Origin of the sequence: Kibdelosporangium aridum (assembly GCF_900176515.1) — a bacterium.
Lineage (GTDB): Bacteria > Actinomycetota > Actinomycetes > Mycobacteriales > Pseudonocardiaceae > Kibdelosporangium > Kibdelosporangium aridum.
This window is the reverse complement of the sequence record NZ_FWXV01000016.1, coordinates 94,628-107,770: the sequence shown is the minus strand read 5'-3', so window position 1 is coordinate 107,770 and position 13,143 is coordinate 94,628. Positions and strand designations below refer to the sequence as shown.

At 66.0% G+C, this 13,143-nt stretch carries 11 protein-coding genes; 5 read left to right on the top strand and 6 right to left on the bottom strand.

The features are described from left to right. Window positions 1–186 precede the first annotated feature (186 nt). On the top strand, window positions 187–1,551 hold the full coding sequence (locus B9C43_RS50590; RefSeq protein ID WP_084434454.1) for a polysaccharide lyase 6 family protein: 1,365 nt from the start codon (window positions 187–189) through the stop codon (window positions 1,549–1,551). Window positions 1,552–1,794: 243 nt separating this feature from the next. Here the strand turns inward: B9C43_RS50590 and B9C43_RS50585 are convergent, their stop codons facing one another. From B9C43_RS50585 to B9C43_RS50565, 5 genes are all read right to left on the bottom strand, one after another. Continuing rightward, window positions 1,795–4,284 (bottom strand): DNA gyrase/topoisomerase IV subunit A, encoded by a 2,490-nt coding sequence (locus tag B9C43_RS50585; RefSeq protein ID WP_084434420.1) that lies wholly within the window; start codon window positions 4,282–4,284, stop codon window positions 1,795–1,797. A gap of 21 nt (window positions 4,285–4,305) precedes the next feature. Then, window positions 4,306–6,357, bottom strand: coding sequence for a DNA gyrase/topoisomerase IV subunit B (locus B9C43_RS50580; RefSeq protein ID WP_084434419.1), 2,052 nt, complete (start codon window positions 6,355–6,357; stop codon window positions 4,306–4,308). Window positions 6,358–6,441: 84 nt separating this feature from the next. Beyond that, entirely contained in the window at window positions 6,442–7,260 is an 819-nt protein-coding gene (locus B9C43_RS50575) for a GNAT family N-acetyltransferase (RefSeq protein ID WP_084434418.1), read from the bottom strand. A 40-nt stretch (window positions 7,261–7,300) separates the two neighbouring features. Then, window positions 7,301–7,966, bottom strand: a complete 666-nt coding sequence (locus tag B9C43_RS50570; protein ID WP_084434453.1) for a class I SAM-dependent methyltransferase — start codon at window positions 7,964–7,966, stop codon at window positions 7,301–7,303. 75 nt (window positions 7,967–8,041) lie between these two features. Continuing rightward, window positions 8,042–9,079: an SDR family oxidoreductase gene (locus B9C43_RS50565; RefSeq protein WP_084434417.1), complete on the bottom strand. Its 1,038-nt coding sequence runs from the start codon at window positions 9,077–9,079 to the stop codon at window positions 8,042–8,044. A gap of 70 nt (window positions 9,080–9,149) precedes the next feature. Here B9C43_RS50565 and B9C43_RS50560 point away from each other — a divergent pair, with 70 nt between their 5' ends. From B9C43_RS50560 to B9C43_RS50550, 3 genes are all read left to right on the top strand, one after another. After that, window positions 9,150–10,016, top strand: a complete 867-nt coding sequence (locus tag B9C43_RS50560) for a LysR family transcriptional regulator (RefSeq protein WP_084434416.1) — start codon at window positions 9,150–9,152, stop codon at window positions 10,014–10,016. 170 nt (window positions 10,017–10,186) lie between these two features. Further along, complete coding sequence (locus B9C43_RS50555; RefSeq protein WP_084434415.1) at window positions 10,187–10,528, top strand: RNHCP domain-containing protein; 342 nt, start codon at window positions 10,187–10,189, stop codon at window positions 10,526–10,528. Further along, window positions 10,528–10,926 carry an RNHCP domain-containing protein gene (locus tag B9C43_RS50550; RefSeq protein WP_033391786.1) on the top strand — a complete coding sequence of 133 codons (399 nt, stop codon included), beginning with the start codon at window positions 10,528–10,530 and terminating at the stop codon, window positions 10,924–10,926. Before B9C43_RS50555 ends, B9C43_RS50550 begins: the two co-directional genes overlap by 1 nt. On the opposite strand, the gene B9C43_RS50545 is transcribed toward B9C43_RS50550, so the two are convergent. Further along, complete coding sequence (locus tag B9C43_RS50545) at window positions 10,919–11,791, bottom strand: exodeoxyribonuclease III (protein ID WP_235039310.1); 873 nt, start codon at window positions 11,789–11,791, stop codon at window positions 10,919–10,921. The two genes, B9C43_RS50550 and B9C43_RS50545, sit on opposite strands and share 8 nt — an antisense overlap. Before the next feature lie 85 nt (window positions 11,792–11,876). On the opposite strand from B9C43_RS50545, the gene B9C43_RS50540 reads away from it, so the two are divergent. After that, window positions 11,877–13,127, top strand: a complete 1,251-nt coding sequence (locus B9C43_RS50540; protein WP_084434413.1) for an epoxide hydrolase family protein — start codon at window positions 11,877–11,879, stop codon at window positions 13,125–13,127. Window positions 13,128–13,143 lie beyond the last annotated feature (16 nt).

Here is a 13,143-nt window from a genome sequence, read left to right as displayed (position 1 = left end):
GTTGCGGTTCGTGCAGCGGTCCAGGGTGCGGTTGCTGCTCCAGCTGCTCGTAGATCCTTCTGTCACGGCCCCTTGTTCCGGTCACCGGGACTGGGGGCCGTCGTTGTTGACCAAGCCTTGGTTGGGTGAATAACGTCCGACGTATCCGCCGCCAACGGACCATGTCCTTCGAGGAAGTTGGCGATGATGCGACACAGAGTTGTGTTCTTCTCCCTGCTCGCCGGCCTGACGTTGTTCCCAGGACAAGCCAGTGCGGCGACCATCCGGGTGACCAGCCTTTCCGCCCTGCAGAACGCGTTGAACTCGGCAAACCCAGGTGACCGGATCGAACTGGCGGACGGTTCCTACAACGCGACGAGCGCGATCCAGATCCGCCGTTCCGGCACGTCCTCGGCGCCCATCACGGTGACCGCGGCCAACACCGGACGCGCGGAGATCCGTGGCTCCACCGGGTTCTCGTTCGCCGGCGGCGTGAACAACGTTGTCCTGCAAGGGTTCAACCTGCGGCACGGCGGTTCGCTGTCGGTGCCCGCGGACGCCCACCACATCCGCCTCACTCGCAACACCGTTCAGCTCAGCGGTGGCGGGAACTGGGTGACCATCAACGGAAACGACGTCGAAGTCGACCGGAACTCCTTCCAGAACCGCAGTACGGAAGGCGTGTTCCTGCAGATCTCCGGGCCCAGCACGAATGTGGCGAAGCGGACCCGGATCCACCGCAACTACTTCTACAACCACACCTTCAGCGGCGCCAACGGCGGCGAGTCGATCCGCCTCGGCTACAGCCACAAGCAGTCGTACTCGGCCAACGCGGTCGTGGAGTACAACCTGTTCGAACGCGCGAACGGTGACTCCGAGGCGATCTCGGTGAAATCGTCCGACAACATCGTGCGCTACAACACCATTCGCGACAGCCGCGGCTTTATCGTGCTGCGGCACGGGCATCGCACCACGGTTGACGGCAACGTCATCTTCGGCAACTCCGGAATCCGGTTCCACGGCAACGACCACCGGGTCATCAACAACTACGTGGCCGCGTCGGGAGGCCGGGCGATTGTGTTCGGGTCGGGTTCCGAAGCGGACAGCGGCCCGACCAGCACCGGCCATGACCGGCCGGACCGGGTGACGGTCGCGTTCAACACCGTCCAGGGCACCACCGAAGTGATCGACAGCGACGGCGGCAACTTCAAACCGAAGGACTGCGTGGTCGCCAACAACATCATCGTTGGCACCTCCGGCAAACTGCTCAACATGGCCAGTGGCTCGACGGTCCGCTACGAAGGCAACATCACGTGGGGCAGCAGCAACTCAGGCATCCCAGCAGGCGGTCACCGACAGGTGGACCCGAAGCTCGTGCGGGATGCCAACGACCTGAACCGCCTGTCCACGGGCAGCCCGGCGATCGATGCCGCCGTGGGCACGTACTCCTACGTGACCACGGACTTCGACCCGCCGCAGGCCAGGTCCGGCAAGCTCGACGTCGGCGCCGACGAGATCGGCGGCTCCCGCAAGCCACTGAACACGACGGACGTGGGACCAGGTGCACCGTAGCCACCCGCGCGCCTTCCGAACTCGGCAACGAGCAGGCCGATCGTTCAGTTCCAACGCGGACACGACGGGCACTCAGTGCCAACCCCAATTGACGGGCATGCACTCAGTGCCAACCTCCGATTGATGACGGCGCCCAGGTCCTGGGCGCCGTCATCAATCGGGGCCGTGCTGTCAATCGGGGCCGTGCTGTCAATCGGGGCCGTGCTGTCAATCGGGGCCGTGCTGTCAATCGGGGCCGTGCTGTCAGTCGCGTTCGATGATGTGGCCGATGACGTCCGGTCCTGGATGTGCGTGACCGGAACCGTCGCGGCGCAGGTCGGGTTCGGGCAGTTCCACGGCTGAGCCGGTGCTCGACGCGCCGGCCGGTCGTGGGCCGACCCAGGCGAGCACGAGCCGCGTCTCGCCCTTGAGGAACCGGTGTGTCCGGACACCACCCGTGGCCCGGCCCTTGGGCGGGTACTGCGAGAACGGCGTGACCTTGACGCTCATACCGGTCGAGGTCACGACCATCGGCGCGCCGTGCTCGTCGTCGTTGGTACGGACCGCGGCGAAGAATATGGCCTCGGCTTCCTTGCCCAGGCTGATGCCTTGCATACCGCCGCCCTTCAAGCCCTGGGGCCTGACCAGGGTCGACGAGAACCGCAGCAGTGAGGAGTCGGACGCGACGAACGCGAACGTCTCAGTGCCATCGGTCAACCAGGTGGCGCCGACGATCTCGTCGCCGTCCTTGAGCGTGATCACGTCGAACTCGTCGGATCGGACCGGCCATTCCGGCGAGACGATCTTGACTACGCCGTGGCGCGTACCGAGGGCCAGGCCTGGCGATCCGGTAGCCTGCTCGCCGAGCGGCGCGATGCCGATGACCTTCTCGCCCTTCTCCAGCGGTACGAGTTCCCTGGTCGGCATGCCGCCGCCGAGGGACACCGTGCCTGATGCTTCGGGCAACACCGGCAACGGCAGCACGTCGGTCTTAAATGCCCGACCTCGGTTGGTGACCAGCAAGACCTGGCCACGTGCGGTCGAATGCACGATCGCGGAGACCGTGTCGTGCTTGGCGCGCCCGTTGCGGCGGCGTGCTTCGCTGGCTTCCTCGGACTCCGCGGCCGTGCGCGCCACCAGGCCCGTCGCCGACAGGATCACCTGGCACGGGTCGTCGGCCACCTCCAGCGGCCCCGCGGGCACGGAGGCGGCCAGCACCTCCTTGAGGTCACCGTCGATCAGCGCGGTCCGCCGCTCACTCGTCAGGTCCTTGGCCACCTTGGCCAGCTCGGTCGAGACGACCTTCTTCAGCACCGACTCGTTGTCCAGGATCTTGGACAGCTCGGCGATCTCCGCGTTCAGCTTGTCCTGCTCGTCCTCGAGCTCGATCCGGTCGAACTTGGTCAGCCGGCGCAGCGGGGTGTCCAAAATGTACTGAGCCTGGATCTCGGAGAGCTTGAACTGCTTCATCAAGCCCTCTTTGGCGGCCGCGGCGTTCTCGCTGTTGCGGATCAGCCGGATCACCTTGTCGATGTTGATCAGGGCCTTGAGCAGACCCTCGACCAGGTGCAGCCGCTCCTCACGCTTACGGCGGCGATACCGCGTACGCCGGGTGACGACCTCGTAGCGGTGCTTGAGGAAGACCTCAAGCAAAGCCTTGAGCCCCAACGTCTGCGGCTGACCGTCCACAAGCACCAGGTTGTTGATGCCGAACGACTGCTCCATCGGCGTGAGCCGGTACAGGTCCGCCAGCAGCGCCTGCGGGTTCACGCCGACCTTGCACTCGATCACCAGCCGGGTGCCGTTCTCCCGGTCGGTCAGGTCCTTGACGTCCGCGATCCCGGTGAGCCGCTTGGACTTGTTCACCTCGTCGGTGATCTTCTCGATGATCCGCTCGGTGCCGACACCGTACGGCAGCTCGGTGACCGTGATCGCCTGGCGGCCACGGCTGCCTTCCAACAGCCCCGTCTCCGCGCGGGCCCGCATACGCACCACGCCACGACCGGTCTCGTAGGCCTTACGGACCTCGTCGAGCCCCAGCAACATGCCGCCCGTGGGCAAGTCCGGTCCCGGTACGAACTCCATGAGCTTGTCGAGGGAAGCGTCCGGGTGGTTGATCAGCCACCGCGCTGCCGCGACGACCTCGCCGAGGTTGTGCGGGATCATGTTGGTGGCCATACCGACCGCGATACCCGAGGTCCCGTTCACCAGCAGGTTCGGGAAGGCCGCGGGCAGTACGGACGGCTCCTGCAACGACCCGTCGTAGTTCTGCCGGAAGTCGACGGTCTCCTCGCCGAGCTCGCCGACCAGCAGCATCGCCTCCGGCGACATGCGCGCTTCGGTGTACCGGGAGGCGGCCGGGCCGTCGTCGGGCGAGCCGAAGTTGCCGTGACCGTCGATCAACGGCGAGTTGAGCGAGAAGTCCTGCGCCATCCGGACCATGGCGTCGTAGATCGCCTGGTCACCGTGTGGGTGGTACTTACCCATCACGTCACCGACGACACGCGACGACTTCACGTACGGCGTGCCCGGGCGCTGCCCGTTCTCCTGCATCGAGAACAGGATGCGGCGGTGCACGGGCTTGAGGCCGTCACGCGCGTCCGGCAGTGCCCGCGAGTGGATGACCGAGTAGGCGTACTCCAGGTAGGAGTCTTCGATCTCGGTCTTCAACGAGTTGTCGATGACGTTGGCGCCCGCGCTGTCGAACGCGCTCGGATCGACCCGGGTGGTCGTAGTGCCTTTGCGGCGTGCCATTGGTCAGTGCTCTTTCGTTCGTCAGACGTCGATCGCTTCGCGGTCCACCCGGCTGGAGGATTCGACCAGCCAGTTGCGCCGCGGTTCGACTTTCTCGCCCATCAGCAGTTCGAGTGCGTCTTCGGCGGCTTGCACGTCGTCGAGGGTGATCCGGCGGACCGACCGGGTCGCCGGGTTCATCGTGGTCTCCCACAGCTCGTCGGCGTCCATCTCACCGAGACCCTTGAACCGGGGCACCGGCATGACGACCTGCTTGCCCGCCTTCTGCAGCGCGGCGACCGTGGTCTCCATCTCGCGCTGGGTGAAGGTGAACCGGGTCTCGGCGTTGCGGCCCTTGGTGACCACCTTGTGCAACGGCGGCATCGCGGCGTACAGCCTGCCGTCCTCGATCACCGGCCGCATGTACTTGGCGAACAACGTGATCAGCAGGGTCCGGATGTGCGAGCCGTCCACATCGGCGTCAGCCATCAGGATCACGCGGCCGTAGCGCATCTGCGACAGGTCGAACGTGCGGCCCGAGCCGGCGCCCAGCACCTGCACGATCGAGGCGATCTCGGCGTTGCGCAGGGTGTCGGCCAGGCTGGCCTTCTGCACGTTGAGGATCTTGCCGCGCAACGGCAGCAGCGCCTGGTACTCCGAGACCCGGGCCATCCGGGCCGAACCGAGCGCGCTGTCCCCTTCGACCAGGAACAGTTCGCTGCGGGCCACGCCCGTTGTCCGGCAGTCGACCAGTTTCGGCGGCATGGCCGCGCCTTCCAGCGCGGTCTTGCGCCGGGCGGCGTCCTTCTGCTGCTTCTGCGTCAGCCGTACGCGGGCCGCGTCGACGATCTTCTGCAGGACGACCTTGGCCTCGGCCTTGGTCTTGCGGTCCTCGGTCCACGACTTGATGTACCGCTCGACGATGCCCTGGATGACCTTGGTGATGCCCGCCGTGGACAGCTCGTCCTTGGTCTGCGAGGTGAACTGCGGCTCGGGGATGCGCACGTGGATGACCGCGGTCATGCCTTCGAGCACGTCGTCCAGCTGTGGCGGGTCCTCTTTGGGCTTGAGCAGGCCGCGGGTTTTGGAAATGGCCTCCTGCAACGACTTCAGCGCCGCGCGCTCGAAGCCCTTGCGGTGCGTGCCGCCGTGCACGTTGCGGATCGTGTTGGTGAAGCACTCGACGATCCGGTCGTAGCCGGTGCCCCAGCGGAACGCGACCTCGACCTCGGCCTGACGCTCCACTTTGGACCGCATCACGCCGTTCTCGTCGGCCGCGTTCTCGAAGTACGTGCCGGTGCCCTCGATCACCATCGTCGCGGTGACCGGCTTCTCGCTGTCCGGAGCGAGGAAGTCGACCATGTCGGTCAGTCCATTGGGGAAATGGAACGTCTCTTCCTCGATCGCGCCCTGGGTGGCGTCACGCAGTACATAAGTGACACCGGGAACCAGGAACGCGGTGTTGCGCAGCTTCGAGCGCACGGCCTCGTGGTCGAGCGCGGCGCCGTTCTCGAAGTACCGCGAGTCGTACCAGTAGCGAGTGGACGTTCCGGTCGACTCGCCACGCTTCATCCGGCCCTTGACCACGAGGCCTGCCTGCGGGACGAACTTCGCCTTGGGGCCGGGACCGTCGAACACACCGGCGACGCCCTGCTTGAACGAGATCTCGTGGACCTTGCCGTCCCGCTTGACCGTGACGTCGTACCGCAGCGACAGCGCGTTCACCGCGGACGCGCCGACACCGTGCAGACCGCCGGAGGCCTTGTAGCCCGAACCACCGAACTTGCCACCGGCGTGCAGCCGGGTCAGCACCAGCTCGACACCGGACAGACCGGACTTCTTGTGCACACCGGTCGGGATGCCCCGGCCGTCGTCGTCGACCTGCACGCTGCCGTCGGCGTGCAGGGTGACCACGACACGGGTGGCGTGCCCGGCGATGCCCTCGTCGGTCGAGTTGTCCACGATCTCGGTGAACAGGTGGTTGATGCCACGGCTGTCGGTCGACCCGATGTACATCCCGGGGCGCTTGCGGACAGCCTCAAGCCCTTCGAGGTGCGTCAGGTCGTCGGCCCCGTAGATGGTCTCGGCTGTCACGACGTCGCTCTCCCCAAGAGTCGTTTGCTAGGTACGGCGAGACGAAAGAGTATCCGTACCCACCGACAGTCTGTTCGAAGACTCTCAGCCAGTCGCGACACTAAGAGGCAGGAACAGACGACTCCGGTCACCGGGCAGTGACGCTCCGTGCACCATCACCGTGGTCCTCATGCCACGTCCGACACCCAGTCCTTCCACCCATTCCCGCAGTTCAGGGTGGGTACTGTCGATGTCGAGACGGACCGGGAGGCTGGTCCCGGCGGCCAGATCGGAGATCAAGTCCTTCGCCACGGATTCGTTATCGGCGACAACCGGTCCGATCACCGTGTTGTCCACGTTACGCCAGGCCGCCCCGTAACCACGAATGCCACCCGTGCCCTGGATCACAACGAGTCGCTCGGCGAATGCCGGCAGCCTGCGCAACACCTCGGGCCGAGGTGCGCCGAAGACCTCGGCATCCAGTGCCGCGATCGCTTCAAGGTCCTTTGTGGACGCTGCACGGGACACACCGGCCGCGGGTGGCCGGAACTCGCCGCGGTAGATGTAGGAGTCCCCGATCGACCGGAACCCGAGTTTCTCGTAGAGCGGCTGGCCGTACGTGGTCGCGGTCAGCCACGTCGAGTCCGTCCCGGCTTCGGCCATGGCGTGCTTCATCAGCTGCGTGCCCAGGCCCTGCCTGCCGAACTTCTCGGCAACGAGCATCATCCCGATGCCGGACAGCCGCTTCCCGTACCTCGTGCAGACCACGCATCCAGCCAGCCCGCCGTCGGGGTCATCGATCCCGTAGACGTCACCGATCTCGAACAACAACCCCCATTTGTGCGGCTCTGACGACCATTCGCGCCCTGCGGCCAACGCGAGACAGTCCTCCAGCCTTGTCGCATCGATACGCCTGATCAGCATGGAGGCACGGTACGTAAGGCGGTGTGAATTAGCGCGTGAATTAGCGACTGACTATCAGCCGAAACCCGGCGTCGTACTCGTCGAGTTCCAGCAGGTCCGCGTGCCGTTGCCGCCACGTGCCGTCGTCGAGATCCGCCTGGAGCTTGGTCAACCCGCGTTCGACCGCGGCCCGGGGCGCCTGCGCCAACGCCGAACACGTGTCCCGCACAGTCAGATACGCCTCAGGACGCCGCCAGTACGCGGGAAACACGCCATCGGTGAAATTCCAGGGCAACGGCAACGGGATGATGCAGTCCGCGCCCAGTTCCTCGGCGATGTCCGGTGCCGACGGCCGGGACATTTCCAGCTCGGCGATCTCCGGCACGTACTCGCGGACGAACCAGAACTCGCTGTGCAGCCGCGTGTCGTACGCGAGCACGACTTGCTGGGCCGCGACTCGTTTCAGCTCGGCGATTCCCTGACGCCAGTTCGTCCAATGATGGACGGTCAGCACCGCCAGGACCGCGTCGACCGCGTAATCCCTGATGGGCAAGGCCTCCGCGACCGCGCGAACCACCGGTGGGGCGTCCTTGTCGCGCTGGCCGATCATCTCGCTGGACGGTTCGACCGCGTAGACCGGGCGATCCGCCGGTTCGTAGCTGCCGGTTCCCGCGCCGACGTCCAGCACGGTCTTCGCTTCCCCCAGTGCCGCAAGGATCGCGGCCATCCACCGGGGGTCGGTCCGCCGTGCGGTCGTGTAGCCGACGCCTATCGAGTCGTACAGCACCCATCCACTCTAGGCTCACGGAATCACTTTGCGCCGCCGGAAATCCGTGAAGATGTCCAGGAACATCCGCTCGGTGTCGATGAACTCGTGGAACCCGAAGCGCCGGGCCTTGCTGCCGTCGGCGAAGAAGTCGTAGTCCCACGAGAAAACGAAGTCACCGAACCGCCACGACGAGACTTCCTTGTATGCATGGGATGCCAGGTCATAGCGGCGGACCATCTCGTTCCACAGCGGTTCTTTGTCGGCCATCACCACGTCGAGCTGCATCTGCAGCGGTGGCGCGACGTCCATGTCGAAGAACGCCGCGATCTTCGGCCACATCCCGGTCCACCGGAACAGGTCACCGTTGTTGATGTTGAACGCCTGGTTCGCGCACTTCTCCGTGGTCGCCGCCCAGACCGTGGCCTTGGCGAGCAAGCCGGCGTCGGTCATCTCCAGCAACGTGCCGTACGCGCCGGGTTTGCCGGGAAACCGCAGTGGCAGACCGAGTTCCTTGGACATCGCCGCGTAGATCGCGATCACCATCGCCAGGTTCATCGGGTTGCCCAGCGCGAAACCGCAGACCACCGACGGCCGGATCGCCGACCAGGTCCATTTTCCGGCCCGCTGCTGGAGCAACTGCTGCTGGGAGACGTTGAACTCGGGCGGCATGTGGCCGGGATCGTCTTCCCGTGCCGGCGTTTTGAACGGGCCGAGGTGCGCGCCGTAGACCTTGTAGCCCTGCATCAGGCTGATGTGCTGGACGAAGGGATCGACCGCGTCGACGACGTTGGCCAGCATCTCCACGTTGGGCGCGACGAGTTCCGCCCACGTCGGACGGTCCTGGTAGGCCGCGTAGAACACATGCGTGACCTCGGTCAAGGAACCGAGCTTCGCCTTGGTGTCGACCGGGTCGAGCAGATCCACCGCGAGGTACCGGACGTTGCTGGTGTCCTCGCCGCCGCGCCGCGACACACCGATGATCCGCCAGTCCTCCAGAGTGCTCAGGTGGTCGATGAGATTGCTGCCGATGACCCCGTTCGCGCCGATGACCAGGGCGACCTTCTGTTCCATACCTCGATCGTGTGCTTTCCAGAGGCATAAGTCCAAGGCTTAGTTCTTACCTCTGCCATAAAATCTGCTCATGACGAGTCTGCGTCAACTCGAGTACCTGGTGACGGTCGTCGATGAGGGGTCGTTCACGCGTGCAGCGGAGTTATTGCACGTCACACAGCCTGCGTTGTCCCATCAGATCCGTGTGCTCGAACGCGAGGCAGGCGGCGCGTTGCTGGAACGGCTGCCGCGATCGGTTCGGCTGACGCCGATGGGTCGCGCGATGTTGCCGCACGCACGGGCGGCTCTCGCGGACGCTGAGCGTGCTCGTTGCGCGGCTCGTCAGGCATCCGGGTTGGAGACGGGCGAGCTGCAGCTGGCCACGTTGTACTCGATCAGCCTCGGCGTTCTGCCCAAGGTGCTGCGCGCGTGGCGACGACGGTGCGAGGGCGTCCACATCAGACTCTTCGAACACCGGCACGCGGCCGAACTGCACGCCGCCATGCTCGCCGGCCAGGCCGACCTCGCGATCGGACCACCGCCCGAGGCATGGAGTGGTCCACTGTGGACTCTCGGCGAGGAGGAGTTCGTCGTCATCGACCCCGACGCCACGGCCACCGGCCGGGTTGACCTGCGTTCGCTGGCCGACCGCAGCTGGGTGCACTTCGCGCCTGGCCACGGGCTTGCCGAGGTGCTCGACCAGGCGTGCGCCGCCGCCGGGTTCAGCCCGAAGGCCGCGGTCCGGACCGAGCAGACCGCCGCCGCCCCGATCCTCGCGGCAGCCGGGCTCGGGCCGACATTGGTGCCGTCCAACATCCTGCCGCCGTCGTTCGACGGTCCCGTTCTGCGGCCCGACCCGCCCGTCACCCGCCCGCTGGCCGCGTACACGCGTAGCTCGCCCGACCCGCTGACCTCGGCCTTCATCGAGACTTTGCTGGCCGAAAAATCGGTGGTGTAGCTGGCAGGCGTGTTGCTACTTTGCCGGGGCAACCGACCCGGGCCGGTGTGGCCCTAGAAAGTAGCTGACCTATGACCGTGTGCTCCGAGGGCGCCGAGTAAGCGCGTTCGTGGCGTTGCGGCGCCCTCCTTCCGGTGATCTATGTCAGAAATCCCGGCTAGGAGCCACAGTTGTCTGTCAAGAACCCATACCTCAGCACGGACACGTTCACCTGTATCCGATGTGGACTGACCGTGTCCAAACAGGCCCCGGAAGGGCGGCTGCGCAACCACTGCCCCAGCTGCCTGCACTCCCAGCACACCGTGGACGCCGAGTGCCAGTCGAGGATGATCCCGATCTCGATCGCCGTGCTGCGCAACGGCGACTGGATGATCATCCATCGGTGCACGCGGTGTGACGAGCTGACGTCGAACCCGATCAGTACGGACGACAACCAGCTCATCCTGGTGCGGATGGCGGTCCGGCCGCTGGCTCAGCCGCCGTTCCCGCTGGAAGCGTTCGGTGATCTGTGATGCCCAGGAGGAATCCCGCACGTAGTCGGCCGCAGCGTGAGAAGGACAAGCGGCGAGACAACCCAGGCGACGCGTTCCGTTGCGCCGGCTGCCGTCTCGACGTGCCCTTCCACGCACCGGGAACGGCTCACCGCAACCATTGCCCGAACTGCCTGACCAGCCTGCACGTCGACGGCCGGATCCCGGGCGACCGACGGGCGAGCTGTCGCGGGCGGATGGTCCCGCTGAGCCTGTCGGTCCGGCCGGATGGCGAATGGATGATCATCCACAGCTGTCTGGCGTGTGACGAGCTCAGCGCGAACCGCGTCGCCGGTGACGACAACGCGCTCGTGTTGCTGCGGATCGCGTTGCGGCCCTTCGGTTCCCGATTGCCGCAACGCGCGTTGCTCGCTATTTAGCCTGGGGCAGCTTCTTGGCACCGCGCTTGGCTGCGGGTGCGGACGGCGGTGGCACAACCGGTCCGATATCCCCGTCAGGCGCGGTGTCCAGGTCGACGATCACGGGCGCGTGATCGCTCGGCCCGGTGCCCTTGCGCGCATGCCGGTCCACCCAAGACGCCTGCACCCGCTTGGCGACGGGGCCGCTGGCGAGGATCAAGTCGATCCGCATGCCCAAGTCCTGGTGGAACATGCCGGCCCGGTAGTCCCAGTAGGTGAACACACGTTTGTCCGGCCACCGGTCACGCATGACGTCGTGCAACCCCAACGCCTGCAGCTCAGCCAACGCGGCCCGCTCTGGAGGCGTCACGTGCGTCTGGCCGATGTAGGCATCGGGATCGAACACGTCGGCGTCCGTCGGGGCGATGTTCATGTCGCCGCACACCACAACCGCCTCAGGACCCGCCTTAACGGCGTCACGCAACGCCGCCAGCCACGCGAGCTTGTACTGGTAGTGGTCCGAATCAGGCGTCCGCCCGTTGGGCACGTACACCGAATGCACGCGCACGCCGTCACATGTCGCCGACACCGCACGCGCCTCGGCATGCGGGAAACCAGGCGCACCGGGCAAACCGACCGTCACGTCCTCAAGGCCGACCTTGGACAGGATCGCGACGCCGTTCCATTGCACCTCGCCGTTCAACGCGACCTCGTAACCACGCTCACCGAGATCTTTACCCAGCAGAGCGAGGAATGCCTCGTCGGCGAGCTTCGTCTCCTGCAAGCACACGACATCGGGCTGGCGTTGGTCCAGCCACGGCAACAGCCGAGGGACACGCTGCTTGACCGAGTTCACGTTCCACGTCGCTACACGCACGACGCCCACGTTAGTCCTCCGCGAAACAGGCCACAGGGTGACCGCAATCGGTGCCAGAGTGGGCTGCGGTAAGACCGACTGGGAGGAGCAAACCATGAGTCGCTTGTCGCGGCGAGGACTGCTGGGAGCGGGCGCGGCGGCGCCGCTCGGTCTGCTGGGGATGCCCGCGTACGCAGAGGAAACCACGTTCTCCTTACCACCCGCGACGGACGCGGTGACGCCGTTCCGGCTGCGCGTCCCCGATTCCGTGCTGATCGACCTGAAGCGACGGCTCGCCGCCACGCGTTGGCCCGAGCGCGAGACGGTCGACGACGTCACGCAAGGTGCCCAGCTGGAGAAAGTCCGCAAACTGGTCGCGTACTGGCTGACCCGCTACGACTGGCGGCGAGTGGAAGCCCGGCTGAACGGTTTCGGCCAGTTCCGCACCCGCATCGACGGCCTGGGAATCCACTTCCTGCACGTCCGCTCCAAGCACCGCGACGCGATCCCGATCCTGCTGTCGCACGGCTGGCCGGGATCGGTGGTGGAGTTCCTGAACGTCATCGGCCCCCTCACTGACCCGACCGCGTTCGGCGGCAAGGCCGAGGACGCCTTCCATGTCGTGGTGCCGTCGCTGCCGGGCTACGGGTTCTCCGACAAACCAAGTTCGACGGGCTGGAACGTGACGCGTACGGCGAACGCGTGGGCGGTGTTGATGAAGCGCCTCGGCTACACCCGTTGGCTGGCGCAGGGCGGGGACTGGGGCGGTGCGGTCACCGCGGAGCTGGCGAAGATCAAACCGGCCGGGCTTGCCGGGATCCACCTGAACTTCTTCGCGACGTTCAACCCGCCGGTCAGCGACCCGCCGACGCCCGAAGAGCTGGAAGCGCTGGCAAAGCTGGAGAAGTTCCAGACCGACGGCTCCGGATACTTCACCGAGCACGCGACCCGGCCACAGCAGGTGGGCTACAGCCTGTCCGACTCGCCAACCGGGCAGGCCGCGTGGATCTACGAGAAGTTCAGCGAATGGACCGACAGCGACTTCAACCCCGAGAGTGTCCTGGGCTACGACCAGATGCTCGACGACATCATGCTGTACTGGCTGCCCGCGACTGGCGCGTCGTCAGCCCGGTTCTACTGGGAGTTCGGCCGCAGCACCCCGACACCCGACGAGTTCCACGTACCCATCGGCTTCACCGTGTTCCCCCGGGAAATCCTGCCGCTGCCCCGGATTTGGGCTGAGCGTGTGTACAAGGACAACCTGATCTATTTCAACCGTGTCGCTCGCGGCGGCCACTTCGCTGCCTTCGAACAGCCGGAGATCTTCACCGACGAGGTACGCAAGTTCGCCCGTCTGCTGCGCTGATCCAGCGGCTTGCCCA